Raw genomic sequence first — 20,883 nt, forward strand, 5'->3', positions numbered from 1 at the left:
CGCCCCCGAGCATCACGAACGAGCGAGAGATTAGCTTTGCCCTTCGAGAACCCCCAGGCTGCCGCTGCGCCCACGCGCCGGTCCAGCCGCCCTCGCACTGCGGCCTCCGAGGCCTCGGCGAGCGGGTCGACGGCACCCCTCGCTGACGCGGAGACCGTGATCGCCCTCGCTGCTGTCATCCCGCTCTCCCGTCGCGCCGCGCGTCAGCGCCAGGCCGAGGTACCCCCGGTGCCGGTCGCACCTGAGGAGCCCTTCATCGCCGCGGCTGCGCCCGTCATCGCCGATGTCCCCGCGGTGCCCGTCGTCGCCGAGATCGTCGAGAAGTCAGAGGACACGGTTCCGGTCGAGGACATCGCCCCGGCGTCCGAGCCCTTCGTCGCCGAGGCTGACGCCGAGGGCGACGCGTTCGAGCGCGCCTCCCGCGCCTTCCGCGAGACCGGCTCCATCCCGACGTCGTCGGCGTCCCGCCGTTCGGCTTTCGTCGCGAACGCCGCATCGCAGGCTGCGCCGAAGATCGACACCGCCGGCCTCGCCGCCGTCGGTCCTCGCCGCACCCGCCGCATCCGCAAGACCCTCGCCGCCGGTGCCACCGTCGGCGCGATGGGGCTCGCCGGACTCCTGGCCGTGTCCATGACCCTGCCGGCGGAGGCCGTCGCGGCCGCCCAGGGCGGATCGCTCGCCTCGACGTCCCTCGTCACCGCGGCCGCCGCTGACGCGGCAGGCTCGGCGGACGACGAGATTCAGGCCTTCGTCGCGCCGTCCGGCGTGCAGAACGAGCCGCTCTCTCGTGCCGACAACTTCAGCACCGTGTCGCTCGTCGAGGTCGCCGCCGAGCAGGGCATCAACTACTCGGGCGAGATCTTCACCAACGACCCGGATGCCGCCATCCAGTGGCCGTTCCTCGTCGGTGTGGGCATGAGCTACGGCTACGGCATGCGCAGCGGCCGCCTCCACGAGGGCATCGACTTCGTTCCGGGCAACGGTGCGCCCATCCAGGCCATCGCCGACGGCACCGTCCGCATCGCCACCGAGCAGGGTGCCGCCTACGGTGTCACGGTCTACATCGACCACGTCATCGACGGCTCGGTCATCACGAGCCACTACTCGCACATGCAGTACGGCTCGCTGCAGGTCAAGGCGGGCGACAAGGTCAAGGTCGGCGACATCGTCGGCAAGACCGGTAACACCGGCCGCTCCTACGGGGCGCACCTGCACTTCGAGCTCATCGTGAACGGGACGACCATCGACCCGATGCCGTGGCTCAAGAAGAACGCCGGACGCACGTCGCTCACCTCGGAGGAGTGACCGTCTCGATTTCATGAGGACGCCACAGTGATGGTATTCTCGTGTGGTTGCCCCGCGAGAGGCAGCGCGCCCCGATAGCTCAGTGGCAGAGCACTTCCATGGTAAGGAAGGGGTCGTCAGTTCAATCCTGACTCGGGGCTCGGAGTTCGCATCTGCGATGCGGATGCCGTGCGGCAGGGTAGCTCAGTTGGTGAGAGCGCACGACTCATAATCGTGAGGTCGCGGGTTCAAGCCCCGCTCCTGCTACAGAATGAAACCCCCGGAACGTTCCGGGGGTTTTGTCGTCTCCGACCTCCGTGCCGGGATACCGTCCTCACCCCGCGCGGAGCGTCTTAGAGTGTGTGACGCGTCGGCTTCGCAGCCGGCCACCGAGATGGCGGGCATCGAGGGACGAGGTCTGCCGTGTCTGCACCCGATCGCCGTGCGAGCACCGTGTTCCGGGACGCCCGGCGAGCCCTGGAGGACGCCGTCGCGGACGGGCGCGGTCATTGCCTCGGGCTCGAAACGCTCGCGCCGCACGAGTCCTGGGACGTGCTGGTCGCCGAAGGCTACGGGCGCGCGTTGCTGACCGGCGCCCTCGCCGGGGCACTCGCCGGGATGCTGCGGCACGGCGTGACCGTCGCCGACGTGCTGAGCTGTCCCGAGGTCCCTCTCGGGGTCGAGCTCGGGCCGCGATCCCTCCGGCTCGTCACGGGGTGGCTCGCGGACGGCGTGGCCGAGATGGACGACGCCGTCGTGTCGCGGACGATGGTGGCGGGCGTCGCCGACGACCTCATCGGCGCCTCCGACGCGGCCCTGTCCGCCGGCGACGCGCACCGGGTGGCTGTGCTGGTCTTCGCGATGGCGGCGGTCGGCACCCACGCCGTCTGGCGTGCGGCGTGACGCGCGCTGTCAGCGCCGAGAGGCGAAGGTGCGGGGTGCGGAGGTTTCGACCCGCCCGCGGATGAAGACCATCAGCACGAGGCCCACGACGACCACGACGATGTTCCCCCAGAGCCGCGAGCGCCGTCAGCCCACCCTCGGCGGGGTGCAGCGTCTGAAGGAAGATGCTCGGGTCGGTGCTGGCGTGGAGGAGGATCGGGGCCACGATGGTCCGGGTGACGCGGAGCGCGAGGTACATGCAGATGCCGAACGCGAAGGTGTAGACGAGCTGGAAGAGGGTCGGGAGCAGATCCTGGCCGGTCAGGAGGTTGCCCGCGTGCAGCCCGGCGAAGATCGCCGCGGAGATCACCGCGACGACGAGCTCGCGCGCCCCCGCGTCCCGCATCATCTTCACGACGAGGCCGCGCGTGAGGACCTCCTCCGCGAAGCCGATGGCGAGGCCGGCGAGCAACCAGGTCGCCACGACATCCACCCCGACGCTGCCGTCCTCGATCGTGAGGAAGCGGAGGACGTTGAACAGCAGGACGGCGACGATCGCGATCCACATCCATCCCGCTCCCCGGATCGGCTGGCGCCCGAACACGGGGCGCCACCACCCGACCGAGGCGATGAACCCGACGAGCAGGAGACCCCCGACGAGGATCGGCAGGACGTCGTAGACGAGGACGCCGGCCGCACTCGCCGGGTCGTCCACCTGCGCGGCCAGCGGGAGGAAGGCCAGCGAGAGCAGCTGATAGAGCCCGTAGTACACGGCGGCGAGTAGGAGGGCGCGCCACCAGCCTCCGCGATCCCAGAAGCGCTGCCAGGCGGAACGGTGCGGTGCGGCGTCGGTCATGGGTGCTCCTCTGTGGGGGGAAGGGGCGGACGGCTCAAGTCTGGTGGTTCCGTGCCGGACCCGACGAAAGCGCCGGACGACACGCCGTGTCAACCCCCTCGGCCCCGGGAGGCCGCCCGCCCAGACTGGCCGTCCGGATCCCCAACGTCAGGAGGCGCCATGTCCGACACGTCGAACAGCCAGGACAACCAGGAGGAGATCGAGGCCATCGGCGTCGACCCCGACTTCGTCACCACCGATCACGACCCCGAGCCCGACGAGCTTCCGGCGACGGGCGGCGGGGAGGACGACGACGACGTCGACGTCGCCGACCTCCCCTAGCGCGGGCTACTTGCCTGTGGGCGCCGAGCCGGTCTCTCCCGGCTCGGCGTCCGCGCGTGCGGCGTCGACCCGCCCTCCGGCGCGGAGCTCCGCCTCCAGACGCTCGGCCTCCTCGCCGCTGATCGCCTCACCGCGGGCCACGAGACCGGCCTGATCCGACAGCGGGATCTGCTTGAGGAACAGCGACAGGATCAGGGCGAGGGCGATGAAGGGCACGAGGTACCAGAACACCGGGGCGAGCGCGTCCGCGTACGCCGTGACGATGCCGTCGCGCACCTCGTCCGGGAGGCTGTTCAGCGTGGCGGGGTCGATCGTGGACGCGGCCTCCGATGCGGCCTCGGGCGACGCTCCGGCGCCGGCGAACACGCCGAGGAGGTTCTCGGTCAGTCGCGTCGTGAAGATCGTGCCGAACACCGCCGTCCCCAGCGAGGCGCCGACCTCGCGGAAGTAGTTGTTCGTGCTGGTGGCGGTGCCGATCTCGCCCGCCGGGACGGCGTTCTGCACGACGAGCACGACGACCTGCATGATGAGGCCGAGCCCGGCGCCGAAGACGAACAGGAACGCGCAGATCAGCCAGATCGGCGTCTCCGCCGACAGGGTGGTCATGGCGACCATCGCGATGCCGGTGATGATCGTGCCGAGGATCGGGTAGATCTTGTACTTCCCGGTCTTCGAGATCGCGATGCCGGAGAAGATCGAGGTCCCCATGAGGCCCACCATCATCGGGATCATCAGCAGACCCGATGCGGCGGCGGATGTGCCGGAGGACATCTGCAGGAACGTCGGGACGAAGCCGATCGCGGCGAACATGCCGATGCCGAGGACGAGGCCGATGGCGGTGGCGTTCACGAAGATCGGATTGCGGAAGAGGCTGAGCGGGATGATCGGGTCCTGCACCCGGGACTCGGTGATGACGAACGCCGTCGCCGACACCACGAGCCCGGCGCCCCAGGCCCAGGTCGCCAGGGAATCCCAGCCGAACGCCGCGTCGCCGCCGAAGTCGGTGAAGAAGATGAGGCAGGTCGTGGCGGCGGACAGGAAGAGCACGCCGAGGATGTCGATCGGCTTCTCCGCCTTCTTGCTGGGGAGCTTCAGGGCCACGAGGGCGATGAGGAACGCGGCGATGCCGACCGGGATGTTGATGTAGAACGCCCACTGCCAGGTCATGTGATCGACGAAGAAGCCGCCGAGGAGCGGTCCGGCGACGGCGGAGAGGCCGAACACCGCACCGAGCGGACCCATGTACTTGCCGCGCTCGTTGGCGGGCACGATGTCGGCGATGATCGCCTGCGAGAGGATCATGAGGCCGCCGCCGCCGAGACCCTGGAGGGCGCGGAACACCACGAACATCCAGAAGTCCGACGCGAACGCGCAGCCGACCGAGGCGAGCGTGAACAGCGCGATGGCGACGAGGAACAACGACCGCCGGCCCAGCACGTCGCCGAATTTGCCGTAGATGGGCATGACGATGGTGGTGGCGAGCAGGTAGGCCGTGGTGATCCAGACCTGATGGTCGACGCCGCCGAGCTGGCCGACGATGGTCGGCATCGCGGTCGACACGATGGTCTGGTCGAGGCTCGCGAGCAGCATGCCCGCGATCAGGGCGCTGAAGATGATCCAGATGCGGCGCTTCGTGAGGAGGAAGGGCGCATCCGCGGTGGCGGTGGCGGACATCAGTGGTCTTTCTGTGCAGGGGTGTAGAGGTCGCGCGCGAGGCGCAGCCGGCGGGTGATGAGGTCGGCGAACGGCTCGGTGGAGTGATGGTGCAGCAGCTGCTCCATGCACAACCGCACGAGCGCGCCGACGGAGTGGACGAGTACCTCGGCGCGCAGCTCCGCGTCCGGCTCCGTGTCGAGGCGGCGGGCGACGAGGGCGATGTCGCGGCGCTCGTGCTTCTCCTGCTGCTCGAAGGCGGCCCGCAGCAGCCGCGGCTCCTGCTCGATGACGGCGAATAGCTCCGCGGCGTGCTCGATCGGATCGAAGAGGGCGAAGCGCTCGACGGTGAGCTGCACGAAGTCGTCCAGGAGATCGCCCTCGCGGTCGAGGAAGGCCGCTTCGAGCTCCTCCTGGCGGGAGTCGATGACGGCGAAGCCGAAGACGGCGTTCTCCTTGCTCTCGAAGTAGTTGAAGAACGTGCGCCGGGAGACCCCGGCGTCGGCGCACAGCTCCTCGACGGTGAAGCCGGCGAAGCCTCGCTCGGTGGTCAAGCGGCGCGCGGCCTCGGTGAGCGCGCGCGTGGTCCGACGCTTGCGCTGCTCCCGCGTGGATTCTGCACTGTTCTCCATAAAGTGCAACTTTGCACTCTGAACCTTGGAGTGCACTGAGAGTCGCCGCAGAGAGGCGAGACGAAATTCATTCGGAGAAGTTTGTGACATTCTGTGCTCCCCGACCGTCTTAGTGGTGTCGTGAGAACACGGCCCGCGCGGGAACCGCGTGGTCACACGGATGAAGGAGCTCGAGATGGCGAACGTGACTGGGGGCACCCAGCCCAAGGCTCAGGTCGTTCCGGCCTCGCAGGGGGCGGCGGGGAAGACCACGATCGAGGATGCGGTGGTCGCGAAGATCGCCGGCATCGCGGCGCGAGAGGTGGACGGGGTCTACGCACTCGGCGGCGGCGCCGCACGCATGATGGGCGCGATCCGCGACGCCCTCAACACGACCGACCTCGCGCAGGGGATCAGCGTCGAGGTGGGCGAGACGCAGGTGGCCGTCGACGTGACGATCGTGGCGGAGTACCCCGTGTCCCTGCAGAAGGTGGCCGACCAGGTGCGAGCCGCGATCCACCGGGCCATGGTGGAGCTGGTGGGCATGGAGGTCGCCGAGGTGAACGTGACCGTCAACGACGTGCACATCCCGTCCGAGGATGACGACGAGGCTCCGGAGGCGCGAGTCCAGTGAACGCCTCGGTGATCGGCGGAGCTGCGGCGACGGTGCTCGCGCTGACCTGGATCGTCTGGGGGTTCTGGGCGTTCCTGCTCGTCACCCTCGCGATGCTCGTCGGCGCGGTCGTCGGCCGCATCGTCGACGGTCGCCTGGACGTGCGGGCGCTCGCCGACGTGGTGCGCGGGCGGCGATCGTCCTCATGAGCGTCGCAGTGACGGACGGGCCGACGACCGTGGCGGGGGCCACGGTCGTCGAGGCCCGGGCGCTGCACCGCCTCGCGGTCGGAATCGTCCGGGACGTCGTGCGGGTCGGTGCCGGAGACGTGAGCGTGCAGCTCGCGGACCGCCGCGGCGACCTGCGCGTGTCCGTGGAGGTTCCGGTCGTGCGCGGGCCCCGCGGCGCCGACACCGTGGGCGCACGGGCGGACGCCGTCCGCGACGCCGTGGTGGGCGGTATGCGGGATCTCGCGGCGCGCCGCGTGGGAGCGGTGGACGTGCGTTTCACCGGAGTTCGACGTGAGGACGGGAGGAGAGTGGCATGACGGCGAACACAACGACGTCGCGGCGACTGCTTCGTCGAGAGGCGAGGGCGACCCGCCGGGGTCCGGCGATCGCGCTCGCGGTCGTCCTCGCGGTGCTCCTCGTCGCTCTGCTGGGCGCGGTGGTCGCCGGGACTCTCGACGCGGGGTTCCGCGCGCAGATCACCGGATGGCTCACGCCCGTCACGGCTTCCGCCGCGGCGCCTGCGGTGATGATCGCCGCCGGGACCGTGCTCGTGGTGGTGGCGCTGCTCCTCCTCGGACTCGCCGTGCTTCCCGGCCGGCGCGCCCGTCGCACGCGGCTCGCCGCGCGGGCGGCGCTCGTGATCGACGACGGGGTGCTCGCCGACGCCATCGCCGACGGCACCGCGCGCCGGATCGGCGTGCCACGCGGCCAGGTGCGCGTGACCGTGGGACGACGCACGGTGCTGATCCGGGTCACGCCCACGAGCGGGGTCCCGGTGGATGCGGCCGCCGCGCGAGACGCGGCCCTGCGCGTGCTGGACGAGACCGGATTCCGGCTCTCGCCGCGGGTGCAGGTGGCGCGGGATGGAGTGATCGCATGACGTCGGCAGGGACCGTCGCGAACCGGATCGTCCTCCTCGGAGGAGCCGCGATGCTTCTGGGTGGGGGCGTCGTCCTCCTCGCTGCGGGACTGCGGAGCGCGGGGGCGCTTCCGGCCCCCGCCGAGGATGTACTCGTCCAGGCCGACGGCCTCGTGGCGTGGTCGGGGGCATGGGGCCTCGACATCCCCGGTGCGGGCTTCGTGCCGCTGTGGGCGCTCGCGGGGCTCGCCGCCGCGGTGCTGCTCGTCGTCCTCCTCCTCGCGTTCCTGCTCACCCGCAGGCCGCGGCGGGAGCGCACCCTTCTCCGGCTCGCCGGTGAGGGCGGCACGACCACCGTCGACCGGAGTGTGGCGGAGCAGCTGCTCGCAGCCCCCCTCGCCGATCGAGCGGACGTGCTGGCCGCCCGGGTGACGAGCCGGAAGGCCGGCCGCGAGATCGCTCTCGGCCTCGTGGTCACTCCGCGCCCCGGCGCGGCCCTGGGGCAGGTGCTCGCCGCCGCCGATGCGGTCGTGCAGGAGTGGGACGCCGTCACCGGGACGCGGATGCCGGTCGTCGTGCACATCGCGGACCGCGGCTGGCGGGAGCTCTTCCGCTCCCGACAGCGGATGCGCCGTTCACTGGTGGCCGGACAGAGCACGGCGGCGCGTGAGCCGCACAGCACACAGACATCGACCCCGACCGTCGGGGTCGTGTGAGGAAAGGAGGCGCCATGAGCGCGGAGGACAAGATCAAGGCCGCAGCCGAGAAGGTCGCAGGCAAGGCCAAGGAGGTCGTCGGCGAGGTCACGAACAACGACAAGCTCGTCGCCGAGGGCAAGGCCGAGCAGGCCAAGGGCGACGTCAGGAACGCGGCCGAGGATGTCAAGGACACGTTCACCAAGTGACGGAAGGGGAGGAGACGCCCGGAGGGGCGTCTCCTCCGCCCGCGCGCGTCGGGTCGCCTCGATCCGATCCGGCGCGGGCTCCGAACGCCTGGGGAACCGTGAACGAGGGGTGGGGGAATGGCAGCCGATCGCTGGGGCGAGGCGCTGGAGCACGCCGGGGACCGTATCGTCGCCGGTCGTGCGATGGACGGCGACGTCGCCGCGTTCGCGGTGCTCGTGCGCAGGTACACGCCGATGATGAGGGCCTACACACAGCGGATGCTCAACGCGTCGGCGGAGGTCGACGACATCGTGCAGGACGCGTTCGTGACGGCATGGCAGCGGTTCGGTGAGCTGGAGGACCCCGCGAAGGTCAAGAGCTGGCTCATGCGGATCGTGAGTCGCAAGGCGGTGGATCGGCTGCGCCTGACGCGGCCCGCCCTCGATGTGGACGAGCTCGATCGTCCGGCACCGCCGCAGACCAGGCCGGACGCGGTCATCGAGGCGAGAGCGGGCGTGGCGGCCCTCGGCGCGGCTCTGCGCGAACTCCCGGAGGCCCAGCGCGAGTGCTGGGTGCTGCGGGAGCTGGGCGGCTACAGCTACGAGGAGATCGCCGAGGAGCTCGGCATCCCCGTCAGCACGGTGCGCGGACTGCTGTCCCGCGCGCGACGGTTCCTGATCACACGGATGGAGGCGTGGCGATGACCGATCACCACGAGGACGACCCGCTGCGCCGCCTCGGCCTGGAGCCCGCCGATCTGGACGGGCACACCATCGAGGAGCTCGGTGACTACCTGGACGCGGGACGAACTCCGAGGAACCCTGCGATCGAGGAGTCTCCGGGGTGCCAGCTCGCCCTCGACGCCCTGGAGAGACTGCGGGGTCTCGGCACCGCGCTGATGGACGAGGAGGCCGCGTCCGCACCGCCCGTGGACGAGAGGTGGGTGGACCGGATCCTCAGCGGCATCGCCATGGACGCTCAGGCGGGACGCCGCATCCCCTTCGCCTCCGACGATCCGGACGTGGACCTGGCCATCACGGAAGGCGCCGTGCGCGGACTGGTCCGTGCCGCGGAGGAGGCCGTGCCCGGCGTGCTGGTCGGCCGGTGCCGGCTGGACGGCGACGTCACCGAGCCCGGAGCGCCCGTGCGCGTGGCGATCGATGTGAGCGTGCGCCTCGGCGACCCGCTCCGCCGCGTCGCCGACCGCCTGCGCGCGGAGGTGGAGGACCAGCTGCGTCGTCATACCGACCTGCGGGTCGCGGCGATCGATGTCGCGATCACCGACGTCAGGGAGGGGGCATGATGACCGGCACCGAGCTGTCGAAGGAGGAGCGCGCGGGTCTCGCGCTCCGGATCGAGGCGGCGCTGCGCGCCTGCTCCGGGGTGCGCGGCGTGTACCGATCGGGCTCCCTCGTCTCCAACCTCCTGCGTGCGGGCGCGTCGGCGTGGGGGAACGAGCGCGGAGCCGAACCGATCGTGTCCGTCGCCGCCGGAGCGGAGGGCGTGGCGGTGGAGGCGGCGATCGGCGTCGACGGGCGGGTTCGCAGTGTCGCGACACTGCGGCACGCTCGTGACGCCGTGGACGCGGTGCTGCGTGCGGAGGGCCTGCGCCGTGGCAGCATCACGCTGACCGTCGCCTACGTGCAGAGCGCCGTGGAGCCGGCGCCGGGGGAGCGCCGCCGCCCGTGACGGGGGCCGGCGGCGCTCCTCGCGTCACACCAGCGCGCGGAGGCCCTCGACGAGCGGCGTCGTCGGGCGGCCGATGAGGCGGCGGAGGGTGCCGTCGGTGTCCGCGAGGGCGCCATCGCGGATGCCGGCGTCGAGGGCGACGACGAACCCGGCGGTGCCCTCATCGAGACCGGCCGCTCGGAGCGCCGCGAGCTGCTCGTCCGCCGACAGCGGGACGAACACGACCTCGCGGCCCGTCACCTCGGTCATCGCGGCGGCGAGGTCGGCGTAGGTCCATGCGACGTCCCCGCCGAGCTCGTAGACCGCACCGAGGTGTCCGTCCTCGGTGGCGACGACGGCGGCGGCCTCGGCGTAGTCCTTCCGGCTGGCGGAGGCGACGCGGCCCTCTCCGGTGCCGGCGCTGAGGGTGCCGGTCTCCGCTGCACGAGCGAGGTCGGCGGCGTAGTTCTCGGTGTACCAATTGTTGCGGAGGATCACCGCGGGAAGACCTGCGGCCGCGATGAGCTCCTCGGTGGCCTTGTGCTCGGGAGCCAGGACGAGCGAGCTCGTGGTGGCCTTCGGGGCGCTCGTGTAGACGAACTTCGACACCCCGGCATCCTTTGCGGCGTCGATGACCGCCCGATGGTGCGCGACGCGCTGGCCCACCTCCGAGCCCGACACGAGCACGACCGTGTCCACGCCGTCGAGCGCCGCGGCGACCGATTCCTGGTCGGTGTAGTCGAGACGGACGACGGGCACGCCGAGGTCGGCGCCCTTGGCGATGTCGCGCGCACCGGCGCGGATCGCCTGCGGGTCGACGCCGCGCTCGAGCAGGGCGGCGACGATGAGGCGGCCGAGGTGACCGGTCGAACCGGTGACGAGGATGGTCATGAGAGTCCTTTCGTAGCTGACTCCCCGGACAACCCTCGCGCCCGTGCCGCGCATTCCTTCCGGTGGGTACCCACTTTTCGGTAAGGTACCCACATGACGGTGAGTTTTGCGCAGATCCGCGATTCGCGGCCTGCTCTCTTCGACCAGGGATGCGGCACGCGCGTCATCCTCGACCACATCATGAGCAAGTGGGGTGTGCTCGTGCTCTCCTGCCTCTCCGACGGCACGCGGCGCTGGGGTGAGCTGCGTCGGGAGGTGGACGGCATCAGCGAGAAGATGCTCGCCTCGACCCTGCGGACCCTCACCGATGACGGCCTGGTGCACCGGGAGTCGCTGCCGACCGTGCCCCCGCACGTCGAGTACAGCCTCACGCCGCTCGGGCGTGACCTCATGGAGCGGATGCTTCCTCTGATGGAGTGGGTCGCGGCGCACGCCGACGGGATGCTCGGTCGCGACTGACCCACGGAATCCTTCGCGTATCTGAACGCGGCACATGGATTCCGTTGCAGAAACAAAAGGATTGACGGGATACCGCGGCGCGCCGTACTGTTCAGGACATGGCAACGACGCCCATCCACCTCGAACGTCCCGACGGCAAGGGCCTGGCCGCAGGCACCCTCGGCCTGTGGGGCTCCACTGTCATCGGGCTCGCCTCCACGGCCCCCGTCTACTCGCTCGTCGCGACGCTCGGCTTCGTCGTGCTCGCCGTCGGCGCGCAGGCGCCGATCGCCTTCATCATCGCCTTCGTGCCGATGCTCCTGATCGCCTTCGCCTATCGCGAGCTCAACAACGCCGTCCCCGACTGCGGCACCACGTTCACCTGGGGCACCAAGGCCTTCGGGCCGTGGGTGGGCTGGATGGGCGGCTGGGGCGTCGCGGTCGCCGGCATGGTCGTGCTCGCGAACCTCGCCCAGATCGCCTCCGTGTACTTCTGGTCGCTGATCGGGCAGGACCTCGAGAACAACGACTGGCGCGTCGTCGTCGTGGCGGTGCTCTTCATCGCGGCCATGACCTGGGTGAGCTGGCGCGGGGTCGAGATCGGCGAGCGCATCCAGAACGTGCTCCTCGCGATCCAGTACCTCGCGCTGGCCATCTTCATCGTGGCCGCCCTCTGGCAGTTCTTCACGGGCGACGCCCCCGACGCCACCCCGTTCTCGTGGGAGTGGCTGAACCCGTTCGGCTTCACCGACTGGTCGGGCTTCACGGAGGCGATCCTCCTGGCGCTCTTCATCTACTGGGGGTGGGACACCTGCCTCGCCCTCAACGAGGAGACGAAGGATCCGAAGCGCATCCCCGGCCGGGCCGCGGTGCTCACCTGCGTCATCCTGCTGGTGACGTACGTCGCGGTGACGATCGCCGCGATGATGTACGCCGGACTCGGCGAGGACGGCACGGGCCTCGGCAACGAGGCCAACGCCGACGACTTCTTCCTGGCCATCAAGGATGGGCTGCTCGGTCCGTTCGGCTGGGTGCTCGTGGTCGCGGTCATCATCTCGGCGATCTCGTCCACCCAGACGACCATCCTCCCGACCGCCCGCGGCACGCTCGCGATGGGCGTGTACCGGGCGCTCCCGGCGAAGTTCAAGGACGTGCACCCGGTCTACAAGACGCCGTCGTTCTCGACCATCGTCATGGGCGTGGTGGCTTCCCTCTACTACGTTGGCATGACCCTGATCAGCGACAACATCCTGCAGGACTCGATCCTCTCGCTGGGCCTCGCGATCGCGTTCTACTACGCCATCACCGGGTTCGCCTGCGTCTGGTACTTCCGCGCCGACCTGCGCCGCTCGACCCGCGACCTGTTCTTCAAGGGCATCTTCCCGCTGCTCGGAGCGCTGCTGCTGACCGGCGCGTTCGTGCAGTCGGCGATCGACATGTGGGACGTCGACTACGGCTACACCGTGCTCTTCGGCATCGGCGGCACGTTCGTGATCGGCATCGGGTCGCTCGCGATCGGCCTCGTCCTGATGTTCCTCTGGTACCTGTTCCCGCGGTCGAAGCGGTTCTTCCGGGGCGAGAGCCTGAACCGGGAGACCGAGGTGATGGTGCCGGAGGAGCCGGGCGCGATGATCCGCTCGGTCGACGGCGGCATCTGAGGCGCAGGGTGCGCGCGCGGCTGTCCTAGGCTGGCCTCGTGCGCATCCGGCTCGACATCGCCTACGACGGCACCCATTTCCGCGGGTGGGCCACGCAGCCCACACTCCGCACGGTCCAGGGGACGCTGGAGGCGGCGCTCGCCCGGATCGTCGGCTCCGAGGTGCGGTTCGTCGTCGCCGGGCGGACGGACGCCGGCGTGCACGCGAGCGGACAGGTCGCGCACGTGGATCTCGACGAGGCGCAGTGGGCGCGGATCCAGGCGCGTCACGGCCGTGCAGCGCAGGACCCGGCGGGCAGCATCGCCGCGCGGATGCGTGGTGTGCTCGGCGCCTACCCCGACGTGACGGTCGTGCGCTCCTCCCTCGCCCCCGAGGGCTTCGACGCGCGCTTCTCCGCGGTCTGGCGACGCTATCGCTACCGGCTCGCCGACGACCTGGCCGGCTACGACCCGCTGCGACGGCTCGACACCACCACCATCCGGGGCCGGTTGGACGCGGAGGCCATGGACGCCGCCTCCCGGACCCTCATCGGCCTGCACGACTTCGCGGCCTACTGCAAGCCGCGCGAGGAGGCCACCACCATCCGGACGCTGCTCGACTACCGGTGGCAGCGGGATGCGGAGGGCGTGCTCGTGGCCGAGGTGAAGGCGGACGCGTTCTGCCACAGCATGGTGCGGGCGCTGGTCGGCGCCTGCGCGGCGGTGGGGGAGGGGCGACTCGATGTGGACGACCTCGTCGTGCTCCGCGATGCGTTGACGCGGACGAGCGAGTTCAAGCTCCTCGCCGCCCGCGGTCTCACGCTCACCGAGGTCGGGTATCCGGCCGACGAGCTGCTGGCGGCCAGGGCCGCGCAGACCAGGGCCCGACGCGACCGCGAGAGCGACTGATCGCCGGGATCGGGAGCCGGGGCACAGATGGGGCGGGTAGCGTGGGGACGATCATGAAGGTCATCTCCTACAACCTGCGCAAGCACCGCGCCGCCGGCGAGCTCGCGGCGCTCGTCGATGAGCATGATCCCGACATCCTCTGCCTCCAGGAGTGCGACGTCCCGGAGCTTCCGGATCGGATCGGCGGCCTCGTCCTGGCGGATGCGACGCAGGGCAACCGCCTCGGCCTCGCCCTCTTCTACCGGGAGAGCACCTATCGGCTGCAGGGCATCCGCACCCTTGGCCTGAAGAAGTCGCTGCACGACCGGATCGCGAAACCGGCGCACGAGCGCGTCCTCGGCGCCCGCCTGCGTGACATCGACGACGGCGGAGAATTCATCGTGGCGTCCTTCCACGCCGCGCCCCTGACGGCGTTGAACTCACTCCGCCGGCACCAGATCCGCGCCGCGCTCGCCGAGCTCGCGACGCTGGGCGAGGGGCTGCCGCAGCTCATGGTGGGGGACTACAACTACCCCGTGTTCAAGGAGAACCTCGGGCAGGCGGTCCGCGACCAGGGCTACGCCCTGTCCCTCAGCGATGACCACACGTACACCCGCTACCGGGTCTTCCGTGGGCACTACGACTTCGCGACCTCGTCCGGCTTCGAGATCGAACGCATCACCACGCTCCCGCAGCGTTCCAGCGATCACCGCCCGATCCTCGTGACCGTCCGGCCGAACTGACGCCGCCGGTCCGAGCCGGTTTGGGAATGCCGTTCCGGTGGCGTATGCTGACTCTTTGGTGCCCTTCCCTGCCTGCGGGGAAGATGCACATCCGAACGTGAGCCCTCCACTGGCGTGTTCCTCCCCGTCGGGAAGAACCACCCCGGAGTGGGATTCACGAACACCTCCGTTCGACAAGAAAGCAGCACTATCGTGACGCGCACTTACACCCCCAAGGCTGGCGAAGTCCAGCGCGACTGGGTCGTCATCGACGCCACCGACGTCGTTCTCGGCCGTCTCGCTTCGCACGCGGCGACGCTCCTGCGTGGCAAGCACAAGCCGACCTTCGCCAACCACATCGACTCGGGTGACTTCGTCATCATCGTGAACGCCGACAAGGTCGCGCTCACCGGTCAGAAGCTCCAGAAGAAGATGGCGTACCGCCACTCCGGCTACCCGGGTGGCCTCAAGGCCGTCAGCTACGCCGAGCTCCTCGAGAAGAACCCGGTCCGCGCCGTGGAGAAGGCCATCCGTGGCATGCTCCCGAAGAACAGCCTGGGCCGCCAGCAGCTGTCGAAGCTGAAGGTGTACGCCGGTGCCGAGCACCCGCACGCCGCGCAGCAGCCCCAGCCGTACACCCTCGACCAGGTCGCCCAGTAAGCGCCGTACAGACTAAGGACATACTCGTGGCTGACATCCAGGACTCCACCGAAAACCTCCAGAACTTCTCGACGTCGACCCCGGAGACCGACGCGGTCGAGGCGGCTCCCCGCCCCGTGCTGAGCGTCCCCGGCGCCGCTGTCGGCCGTCGCAAGCAGGCCATCGCCCGCGTGCGTCTGGTTCCCGGCTCGGGCACCATCACGGTCAACGGCCGTACGCTCGAGGACTACTTCCCGAACAAGCTGCACCAGCAGCTCATCAACGACCCGTTCACCGCGCTGAACCTCGCCGGTGCCTACGACGTGATCGCCCGCATCTCGGGTGGTGGCGACTCCGGCCAGGCCGGCGCCCTGCGTCTCGGCATCGCGCGTGCCCTCAACGGCATCGACGCGGAGAACAACCGTCCGACCCTGAAGAAGGCCGGCTTCCTCTCGCGCGACGCCCGCGTCAAGGAGCGCAAGAAGGCCGGACTCAAGAAGGCCCGTAAGGCGCCTCAGTACTCGAAGCGTTAAGGTCCACTGCTCCGATGCCGATCTTTGGCACGGACGGCGTGCGAGGACTCGCCAATGGCATCCTCACCGCCGACCTGGCGCTCACCCTGGCCCAGGCGACTGCTGTCGTCCTGGGCCAGGGCCGTACGGCGGAGGCTCGCAAGGCCGAAGGCAAGCGACTCACCGCCGTCGTCGCCCGTGACCCGCGGGTCTCCGGGCACTTCCTGACCGCTGCCGTCGCCGCGGGCCTCGCCTCCTCGGGCGTCGATGTCCTCGAGGCAGGGGTCATCCCCACGCCCGCTCTGGCATTCCTCGTCGCGGATCGCGATGCGGACTTCGGCGTGATGATCTCGGCATCGCACAACGCGGCGCCCGACAACGGGATCAAGATCTTCGCCCGCGGCGGACGCAAGCTCCCCGACGTGGTAGAGCAGCGCATCGAAGAGGCCATGCACGGCGAGATGCTGCGCCCGACCGGCGCCGGCGTCGGTCGCATCGACCGCTTCTCCGACGCGGAGGACCGCTACGTCGTCCATCTGCTCGGCTCGCTGCCGCACCGTCTCGAGGGCGTCCACGTCGTGCTCGACTGCGCCCATGGTGCCGCCTCCGGAGTCTCTCCCGAGACGTTCCGCGACGCCGGCGCGGAGGTCACCGTGATCGGTGCCGACCCCGACGGGTGGAACATCAACGACGGCGTCGGCTCCACGCACCTCGACAAGCTCGCCGAAGCCGTCGTCCGGCTCGGCGCCGACGTGGGCATCGCGCACGACGGCGACGCTGATCGCTGTCTCGCGGTCGACGCGCAGGGCAACGTCGTGGACGGCGATCAGATCATGGCGATCCTGGCCCTGTCGATGAAGGAGCGCGGACGCCTCACCGACGACACGCTCGTCGCGACGGTCATGAGCAACCTCGGTCTGCACGTCGCGATGCGCGAGCACGGCATCACGGTGCGCCAGACCGCCGTCGGCGACCGTTACGTGCTCGAGGACATGAACGAGGGCGGGTACGCGCTCGGCGGCGAGCAGTCCGGCCACGTCATCATGAGCGAGTACGCGACCACGGGCGACGGCCTGCTCACCGGACTCCACCTCGTGGCCGAGATGGCGCGGCAGGGCAAGTCCCTCGCCGAGCTCGCCTCGGTCATGACGGTCTACCCACAGCTGCTGATCAACGTCCGCGACGTCGACAAGGATCGCGTCGCCGACGACGAGGTCGTGCAGCAGGCCGTCCGCGACGTGGAGGCCGAACTGGGCGACACCGGGCGCGTGCTGCTGCGCAAGTCCGGGACCGAGCCGCTCGTGCGCGTCATGGTCGAAGCCGCCGACTCTGAGTCGGCCCGCACCTACGCCGAACGTCTCGCGGCGGTCGTGCAGGAGCGCCTCGCGCTCTGAGCCCGTCGTCTCCGAACCGGTCGGTCGCCTCGGCGGCCGGCCGGTTCGTCGTCTCCGGGCCGGGGCGGTCAGCCGCCGAGCTGTTCGATGTACCGCAGCAGCACGCCTTCGCGCAGCGCCCACGGCGACACCTCCAGCTCCTCCACATCCAGCGCGCTCATGGCGGCATGCAGCGACACCGCCGCCGCCACGATCTGGAAGGTCCGGTCGGGCGTGATCCCCGGGAGCTCCTGCCGTGCCGAGGCGGGGAGGCGCGCGAGACGCGGGATCCACGACCCGAGGGCGTCGCGGGGGAGCAGCATCCGCTCGATGCCCGACCAGCCGGGTACGGGGTAGCCGACGAGCCGGGCCAGTGAGCGGATCGCCTTGGAGGAGCCCACGACGTGGTCCGGACGGGGGAGGCTGCGGAACCGCGAGGTGACCCCGTCGAGCGTCGTCAGGGCGTGCGCCCGGAGGCGCTCCACGTCGTCCTCACCCGGAGGGTCCTGCGGAAGGAACTGCACGGTCATGCGCCCGGCTCCGAGGGGGACGGACGCGGCGACGTCCGGCACCTCCTCGGCACCGGCGGCGATCTCCAGGGAGCCGCCGCCGATGTCGAGGAGCAGCAGCTGGCCGGCAGACCACCCGAACCAGCGCCGCACGGCGAGAAACGTGAGCGCGGCCTCGGTCTCCCCGTCGAGCACCTGGAGCGGCTGGCCGAGGACGGCCTCGATGCGGGCGATGACCTCAGCCCCGTTGCGGGCATCGCGGACGGCGCTCGTGGCCGTGGCGAGGAGCGCGTCCACGCGTTCCTCCTCCGCCACCCGGCGCGCCTGCGCGACGGCCGCTTCCAGGGCTTGCACGCCCTGCTCCGCGATCGCCCCGTCCGGTGTGAGGTAGCGCATGAGGCGCAGCACGGTCCGGTCGCTCGTGGTGGCGAGTGGTCGTCCGCCCGGCCGCACATCGGCGGCGAGCATGTGGACGGTGTTGGATCCGATGTCGAGGACTCCCAGGCGCACGGGATGAGGATACTCGCGCGCGGTTACGATGGACGACGTGACCACCGCCGACCCCACGCTGCCGCTGTCGCCGTACCGGGAGATCGGGCGCGCGGAATGGGCGCGTCTCGCCGCCGGACTCGACCAGCCCCTGACCGAGACCGAGGTCGTGGAGCTACGAGGTATCGGCGACCGCCTCGACCTCACCGAGGTCCGCGAGGTCTACCTCCCGCTGAGCCGATTGCTGAGCCTGTACGCGAGCGCGACGAAGCAGCTCGGCGCGGCCACCTCGTCGTTCCTCCAGGAGGACGACACGACCACGCCGTTCGTCGTCGGTGTCGCCGGCTCCGTGGCCGTGGGCAAGTCGACCATCGCCCGGCTCCTCCGCGAGCTCATGAGCCGATGGCCGGGGACGCCGCGGGTGGAGCTGGTGACGACGGACGGCTTCCTCTACCCGAATGCCGAGCTCGAGCGTCGCGGTCTCATGGATCGCAAGGGCTTCCCGGAGTCGTACGACCGCCGGGCGCTGATCGAGTTCCTCACGGAGGTCAAGAGCGGAGCCCCTGAGGTGCGGGCGCCGTTCTACTCCCACATGCGCTACGACATCGTCCCCGACGCGCACGTCGTGGTGCGCCGCCCCGATGTCGTCATCGTCGAAGGGCTCAACGTCCTGCAGCCCCCGCCGGCCCCGAACGACGTCGCGGTCAGCGACCTCTTCGACTTCTCGATCTTCGTGGACGCCGACACCACGCACATCGAGAAGTGGTACGTCGACCGGTTCCTCGCTTTGCGGCAGGGAGCCTTCAGCAACCCGTCGTCCTACTTCAACGTGTTCGCGCACCTCACCGACGAGGAGGCGATCACGACCGCACTGGGATATTGGAACGAGATCAACATGCCGAACCTCGTCGAGAACGTGATGCCCACCCGGCACCGCGCGCGGCTGGTCCTGCGGAAGGGCGCGGATCACGACGTGGAGAGCGTGCTCCTGCGCAAGCTCTGAGCCCCTCCTGCAGCCCTCTATTGTTCGGACGACTCGCAAAAAATCCCGCTTACCCTTATCCCCATGTGTGGAATCGTCGGATACGTGGGCCCGCGGCCCAGCCAGGACATCCTTCTCGCCGGCCTCGCCCGGCTCGAGTACCGCGGCTATGACTCCGCGGGCATCGCCGTGATCGATGGCGAGGGAACGCTGGGCATGCGCAAGAAGGCGGGCAAGCTCGCCATGCTGCGCGACTCGCTCGGTGATGCGCCCCTCGCCGACGGCACGACCGGCATCGGGCACACGCGGTGGGCGACGCACGGCGGCCCGACCGACGTCAACGCGCACCCCCACCTCGCCGACGACGACAAGCTCGCGGTGATCCACAACGGCATCATCGAGAACTTCGCGGCTCTGCGCGACGAGCTCCTCGCCGACGGCGTCTCCTTCCGCAGCGAGACGGACACCGAGGTGGCTGCGGCGCTCCTCGGCCGCGAGTACGCCGGCAACGGGCACGACCTCGCCCTCGCGTTCCGTGCTGTCGTCAACCGCCTGGAGGGCGCCTTCACCCTCCTCGCGATGCACCAGGACCACCCCGGACTCGTCGTCGGCGCTCGCCGCAACTCGCCGCTCGTGATCGGTCTGGGTGAGGGTGAGAACTTCCTCGGTTCCGACGTCGCCGCCTTCGTCGAGCACACCCGCAAGGCCCTTGCGATCGGTCAGGATCAGATCGTGTCGATCACCCCCGACGCGGTGACCGTGACCGACTTCGCTGGCACCCCCGTCACCGCCGAGCCGTTCGACGTGTCGTGGGACGCCGCCGCCGCCGAGAAGGGCGGATGGTCGAGCTTCATGGCCAAGGAGGTCGCCGAGCAGCCGGAGGCCGTCGCCAACACGATCCGCGGCCGCATCCGCGACGGCCAGGTCGTGATCCCGGAGCTCGACGGTCTCGACGACCTGTTCGTCGGCATCAACCGCGTCATCATCACCGCGTGCGGCACGGCCTCGTATGCCGCGCTCGTCGGCAAGTACGCGATCGAGCAGTGGGCCCGGGTGGCGGTCGACGTCGAGCTCGCCCATGAGTTCCGCTACCGCGACCCGGTCATCGGCGCCGACACCCTCGTGGTCTCCATCAGCCAGTCCGGCGAGACCATGGACACCCTGATGGCCGTGAAGTACGCCCGCGAGCGCGGCGCCCGCACGCTGTCGGTCTGCAACACGCAGGGCGCGACGATCCCGCGGGAGTCGGACGCCGTCGTCTACACGCACGCCGGGCCCGAGGTCGCCGTCGCCTCGACCAAGGCGTTCTCCGCCCAGATCACGGCCCTGCTGCTGCTCGGCCTGCACATGGGACGGGTCCGCGGTGTGGTGGCCGACGCCTCGACCGATGTCGAGGAGCTCGCCGCGCTGCCGGAGAAGGTCGCCAAGGTGCTGGAGAGCGAGCACGAGCACGTCACCCAGCTCGCCGGCTGGATGGCCGACACCCGTTCGGTGCTGTTCCTCGGCCGTCACGTGGGCTACCCGATCGCCCTCGAGGGCGCGCTGAAGCTCAAGGAGATCTCCTACATCCACGCCGAGGGCTTCGCCGCGGGCGAGCTCAAGCACGGTCCGATCGCGCTGATCGAGCCGGGGCAGCCGGTGTTCGTGCTCGTGCCGTCGCCGCGGCACTCCGCGCTCGTGCACTCCAAGGTCGTCTCCAACATCCAGGAGATCCGCGCCCGCGGTGCCCGCGTGATCGTGGTGGCCGAGGAAGGTGACGCCGCCGTGCTGCCCTTCGCGGACGAGGTCATCCACATCCCGCTCGCCGGCCCCATGTTCGAGCCGCTGCTGGCCGTCGTCCCGCTGCAGATCTTCGCGATGGCGCTGGCGACCGCGAAGGGCCTCGACGTGGACCAGCCGCGGAACCTCGCGAAGTCCGTCACGGTGGAGTGACCGCCGACCCA

General features: G+C 70.2%; 26 protein-coding genes and 2 tRNA genes. 23 read left to right on the forward strand and 5 right to left on the reverse strand.

The genetic code is table 11. The annotated features are described in order from the left end of the window. Window positions 1-36 precede the first annotated feature (36 nt). The 4 genes from BLU02_RS13575 (at window position 37) to BLU02_RS13590 (ending at window position 2,187) form a co-directional block, all read left to right on the forward strand. Complete coding sequence (locus tag BLU02_RS13575; RefSeq protein ID WP_060923344.1) at window positions 37-1,305, forward strand: M23 family metallopeptidase; 1,269 nt, start codon at window positions 37-39, stop codon at window positions 1,303-1,305. A 68-nt stretch (window positions 1,306-1,373) separates the two neighbouring features. After that, window positions 1,374-1,445, forward strand: a tRNA-Thr gene (locus tag BLU02_RS13580). 32 nt (window positions 1,446-1,477) lie between these two features. Next, window positions 1,478-1,551 (forward strand) — tRNA-Met (locus BLU02_RS13585). Window positions 1,552-1,707: 156 nt separating this feature from the next. Continuing rightward, the gene (locus tag BLU02_RS13590; protein ID WP_060923343.1) at window positions 1,708-2,187 is read left to right on the forward strand and encodes a hypothetical protein; all 480 of its coding nucleotides are present in this window, start codon (window positions 1,708-1,710) and stop codon (window positions 2,185-2,187) included. Here the strand turns inward: BLU02_RS13590 and BLU02_RS13595 are convergent. Continuing rightward, window positions 2,078-3,022: a CPBP family intramembrane glutamic endopeptidase gene (locus BLU02_RS13595; protein ID WP_231919580.1), complete on the reverse strand. Its 945-nt coding sequence runs from the start codon at window positions 3,020-3,022 to the stop codon at window positions 2,078-2,080. The two genes, BLU02_RS13590 and BLU02_RS13595, sit on opposite strands and share 110 nt — an antisense overlap. Before the next feature lie 159 nt (window positions 3,023-3,181). Between BLU02_RS13595 and BLU02_RS17450 the strand changes: the two genes are divergently transcribed. Further along, on the forward strand, window positions 3,182-3,343 hold the full coding sequence (locus tag BLU02_RS17450) for a hypothetical protein (RefSeq protein ID WP_157524002.1): 162 nt from the start codon (window positions 3,182-3,184) through the stop codon (window positions 3,341-3,343). A gap of 6 nt (window positions 3,344-3,349) precedes the next feature. Here BLU02_RS17450 and BLU02_RS13600 read toward each other — a convergent pair whose 3' ends face one another. Both BLU02_RS13600 and BLU02_RS13605 read right to left on the reverse strand, forming a co-directional pair. Further along, a complete protein-coding gene (locus BLU02_RS13600) occupies window positions 3,350-5,017 on the reverse strand; it encodes an MDR family MFS transporter (RefSeq protein WP_060923342.1) in 1,668 nt (555 codons plus the stop codon). After that, the gene (locus tag BLU02_RS13605; protein WP_060923341.1) at window positions 5,017-5,628 is read right to left on the reverse strand and encodes a TetR family transcriptional regulator; all 612 of its coding nucleotides are present in this window, start codon (window positions 5,626-5,628) and stop codon (window positions 5,017-5,019) included. Before BLU02_RS13605 ends, BLU02_RS13600 begins: the two co-directional genes overlap by 1 nt. A 175-nt stretch (window positions 5,629-5,803) precedes the next feature. Here BLU02_RS13605 and BLU02_RS13610 point away from each other — a divergent pair, with 175 nt between their 5' ends. The 9 genes from BLU02_RS13610 (at window position 5,804) to BLU02_RS13650 (ending at window position 9,882) form a co-directional block, all read left to right on the forward strand. Next, entirely contained in the window at window positions 5,804-6,241 is a 438-nt protein-coding gene (locus BLU02_RS13610) for an Asp23/Gls24 family envelope stress response protein (protein ID WP_025104399.1), read from the forward strand. Further along, window positions 6,238-6,429: a DUF2273 domain-containing protein gene (locus BLU02_RS13615; RefSeq protein ID WP_025104398.1), complete on the forward strand. Its 192-nt coding sequence runs from the start codon at window positions 6,238-6,240 to the stop codon at window positions 6,427-6,429. Before BLU02_RS13610 ends, BLU02_RS13615 begins: the two co-directional genes overlap by 4 nt. Continuing rightward, a complete protein-coding gene (locus tag BLU02_RS13620; protein WP_157547060.1) occupies window positions 6,426-6,767 on the forward strand; it encodes a hypothetical protein in 342 nt (113 codons plus the stop codon). The genes BLU02_RS13615 and BLU02_RS13620 overlap by 4 nt, the downstream gene beginning before the upstream one ends. After that, window positions 6,764-7,330, forward strand: a complete 567-nt coding sequence (locus BLU02_RS13625; RefSeq protein ID WP_083371012.1) for a hypothetical protein — start codon at window positions 6,764-6,766, stop codon at window positions 7,328-7,330. The genes BLU02_RS13620 and BLU02_RS13625 overlap by 4 nt, the downstream gene beginning before the upstream one ends. Then, on the forward strand, window positions 7,327-8,025 hold the full coding sequence (locus tag BLU02_RS13630; protein WP_060923626.1) for a hypothetical protein: 699 nt from the start codon (window positions 7,327-7,329) through the stop codon (window positions 8,023-8,025). Before BLU02_RS13625 ends, BLU02_RS13630 begins: the two co-directional genes overlap by 4 nt. 14 nt (window positions 8,026-8,039) lie before the next feature. Further along, on the forward strand, window positions 8,040-8,213 hold the full coding sequence (locus BLU02_RS13635) for a CsbD family protein (RefSeq protein WP_025104394.1): 174 nt from the start codon (window positions 8,040-8,042) through the stop codon (window positions 8,211-8,213). Window positions 8,214-8,330: 117 nt separating this feature from the next. Then, the gene (locus BLU02_RS13640; RefSeq protein ID WP_060923627.1) at window positions 8,331-8,897 is read left to right on the forward strand and encodes an RNA polymerase sigma factor; all 567 of its coding nucleotides are present in this window, start codon (window positions 8,331-8,333) and stop codon (window positions 8,895-8,897) included. Next, window positions 8,894-9,496, forward strand: a complete 603-nt coding sequence (locus BLU02_RS13645) for an Asp23/Gls24 family envelope stress response protein (protein ID WP_060923628.1) — start codon at window positions 8,894-8,896, stop codon at window positions 9,494-9,496. Before BLU02_RS13640 ends, BLU02_RS13645 begins: the two co-directional genes overlap by 4 nt. After that, on the forward strand, window positions 9,493-9,882 hold the full coding sequence (locus tag BLU02_RS13650; protein WP_231919581.1) for a hypothetical protein: 390 nt from the start codon (window positions 9,493-9,495) through the stop codon (window positions 9,880-9,882). Before BLU02_RS13645 ends, BLU02_RS13650 begins: the two co-directional genes overlap by 4 nt. Window positions 9,883-9,906: 24 nt before the next feature. Here the strand turns inward: BLU02_RS13650 and BLU02_RS13655 are convergent, their stop codons facing one another. Continuing rightward, window positions 9,907-10,752 carry an SDR family oxidoreductase gene (locus tag BLU02_RS13655; protein WP_060922147.1) on the reverse strand — a complete coding sequence of 282 codons (846 nt, stop codon included), beginning with the start codon at window positions 10,750-10,752 and terminating at the stop codon, window positions 9,907-9,909. A gap of 93 nt (window positions 10,753-10,845) precedes the next feature. On the opposite strand from BLU02_RS13655, the gene BLU02_RS13660 reads away from it, so the two are divergent. From BLU02_RS13660 to glmM, 7 genes are all read left to right on the forward strand, one after another. Then, the gene (locus BLU02_RS13660) at window positions 10,846-11,211 is read left to right on the forward strand and encodes a winged helix-turn-helix transcriptional regulator (protein ID WP_060922146.1); all 366 of its coding nucleotides are present in this window, start codon (window positions 10,846-10,848) and stop codon (window positions 11,209-11,211) included. 98 nt (window positions 11,212-11,309) lie between these two features. After that, window positions 11,310-12,848 carry an APC family permease gene (locus BLU02_RS13665; RefSeq protein WP_060922145.1) on the forward strand — a complete coding sequence of 513 codons (1,539 nt, stop codon included), beginning with the start codon at window positions 11,310-11,312 and terminating at the stop codon, window positions 12,846-12,848. A 38-nt stretch (window positions 12,849-12,886) separates the two neighbouring features. Then, a complete protein-coding gene (gene truA / locus BLU02_RS13670; protein WP_060922144.1) occupies window positions 12,887-13,735 on the forward strand; it encodes a tRNA pseudouridine(38-40) synthase TruA in 849 nt (282 codons plus the stop codon). 53 nt (window positions 13,736-13,788) lie between these two features. Continuing rightward, window positions 13,789-14,457: an endonuclease/exonuclease/phosphatase family protein gene (locus BLU02_RS13675; RefSeq protein WP_060922143.1), complete on the forward strand. Its 669-nt coding sequence runs from the start codon at window positions 13,789-13,791 to the stop codon at window positions 14,455-14,457. A 192-nt stretch (window positions 14,458-14,649) separates the two neighbouring features. Beyond that, entirely contained in the window at window positions 14,650-15,096 is a 447-nt protein-coding gene (rplM, locus tag BLU02_RS13680; RefSeq protein WP_025104385.1) for a 50S ribosomal protein L13, read from the forward strand. Between the two features lie 26 nt (window positions 15,097-15,122). Then, on the forward strand, window positions 15,123-15,608 hold the full coding sequence (gene rpsI, locus BLU02_RS13685; protein WP_025104384.1) for a 30S ribosomal protein S9: 486 nt from the start codon (window positions 15,123-15,125) through the stop codon (window positions 15,606-15,608). 14 nt (window positions 15,609-15,622) lie between these two features. Further along, a complete protein-coding gene (gene glmM, locus BLU02_RS13690) occupies window positions 15,623-16,981 on the forward strand; it encodes a phosphoglucosamine mutase (protein ID WP_060922142.1) in 1,359 nt (452 codons plus the stop codon). A gap of 68 nt (window positions 16,982-17,049) precedes the next feature. Here glmM and BLU02_RS13695 read toward each other — a convergent pair whose 3' ends face one another. Then, the gene (locus tag BLU02_RS13695; protein WP_060922149.1) at window positions 17,050-17,979 is read right to left on the reverse strand and encodes a Ppx/GppA phosphatase family protein; all 930 of its coding nucleotides are present in this window, start codon (window positions 17,977-17,979) and stop codon (window positions 17,050-17,052) included. 28 nt (window positions 17,980-18,007) lie between these two features. On the opposite strand from BLU02_RS13695, the gene coaA reads away from it, so the two are divergent. Both coaA and glmS read left to right on the forward strand, forming a co-directional pair. Beyond that, entirely contained in the window at window positions 18,008-18,961 is a 954-nt protein-coding gene (gene coaA, locus BLU02_RS13700; protein WP_060922141.1) for a type I pantothenate kinase, read from the forward strand. 63 nt (window positions 18,962-19,024) lie between these two features. Next, window positions 19,025-20,872: a glutamine--fructose-6-phosphate transaminase (isomerizing) gene (glmS, locus tag BLU02_RS13705; RefSeq protein WP_060922140.1), complete on the forward strand. Its 1,848-nt coding sequence runs from the start codon at window positions 19,025-19,027 to the stop codon at window positions 20,870-20,872. The last annotated feature ends 11 nt before the right edge of the window (window positions 20,873-20,883 follow it).

This window comes from Microbacterium paraoxydans, assembly GCF_900105335.1.
Lineage (GTDB): Bacteria > Actinomycetota > Actinomycetes > Actinomycetales > Microbacteriaceae > Microbacterium > Microbacterium paraoxydans.

Bases quoted from the DNA above. Each gene is read 5' to 3' on its own strand.
- BLU02_RS13595 (WP_231919580.1), bottom strand. From the start codon at position 3,022: ATGACCGACGCCGCACCGCACCGTTCCGCCTGGCAGCGCTTCTGGGAT.
- BLU02_RS17450 (WP_157524002.1), top strand. From the start codon at position 3,182: ATGTCCGACACGTCGAACAGCCAGGACAACCAGGAGGAGATCGAGGCC.
- BLU02_RS13600 (WP_060923342.1), bottom strand. From the start codon at position 5,017: ATGTCCGCCACCGCCACCGCGGATGCGCCCTTCCTCCTCACGAAGCGC.
- BLU02_RS13605 (WP_060923341.1), bottom strand. From the start codon at position 5,628: ATGGAGAACAGTGCAGAATCCACGCGGGAGCAGCGCAAGCGTCGGACC.
- BLU02_RS13610 (WP_025104399.1), top strand. From the start codon at position 5,804: ATGGCGAACGTGACTGGGGGCACCCAGCCCAAGGCTCAGGTCGTTCCG.
- BLU02_RS13620 (WP_157547060.1), top strand. From the start codon at position 6,426: ATGAGCGTCGCAGTGACGGACGGGCCGACGACCGTGGCGGGGGCCACG.
- BLU02_RS13625 (WP_083371012.1), top strand. From the start codon at position 6,764: ATGACGGCGAACACAACGACGTCGCGGCGACTGCTTCGTCGAGAGGCG.
- BLU02_RS13630 (WP_060923626.1), top strand. From the start codon at position 7,327: ATGACGTCGGCAGGGACCGTCGCGAACCGGATCGTCCTCCTCGGAGGA.
- BLU02_RS13635 (WP_025104394.1), top strand. From the start codon at position 8,040: ATGAGCGCGGAGGACAAGATCAAGGCCGCAGCCGAGAAGGTCGCAGGC.
- BLU02_RS13640 (WP_060923627.1), top strand. From the start codon at position 8,331: ATGGCAGCCGATCGCTGGGGCGAGGCGCTGGAGCACGCCGGGGACCGT.
- BLU02_RS13645 (WP_060923628.1), top strand. From the start codon at position 8,894: ATGACCGATCACCACGAGGACGACCCGCTGCGCCGCCTCGGCCTGGAG.
- BLU02_RS13650 (WP_231919581.1), top strand. From the start codon at position 9,493: ATGATGACCGGCACCGAGCTGTCGAAGGAGGAGCGCGCGGGTCTCGCG.
- BLU02_RS13655 (WP_060922147.1), bottom strand. From the start codon at position 10,752: ATGACCATCCTCGTCACCGGTTCGACCGGTCACCTCGGCCGCCTCATC.
- BLU02_RS13660 (WP_060922146.1), top strand. From the start codon at position 10,846: ATGACGGTGAGTTTTGCGCAGATCCGCGATTCGCGGCCTGCTCTCTTC.
- BLU02_RS13665 (WP_060922145.1), top strand. From the start codon at position 11,310: ATGGCAACGACGCCCATCCACCTCGAACGTCCCGACGGCAAGGGCCTG.
- BLU02_RS13675 (WP_060922143.1), top strand. From the start codon at position 13,789: ATGAAGGTCATCTCCTACAACCTGCGCAAGCACCGCGCCGCCGGCGAG.
- glmM (WP_060922142.1), top strand. From the start codon at position 15,623: ATGCCGATCTTTGGCACGGACGGCGTGCGAGGACTCGCCAATGGCATC.
- coaA (WP_060922141.1), top strand. From the start codon at position 18,008: ATGGACGACGTGACCACCGCCGACCCCACGCTGCCGCTGTCGCCGTAC.
- glmS (WP_060922140.1), top strand. From the start codon at position 19,025: ATGTGTGGAATCGTCGGATACGTGGGCCCGCGGCCCAGCCAGGACATC.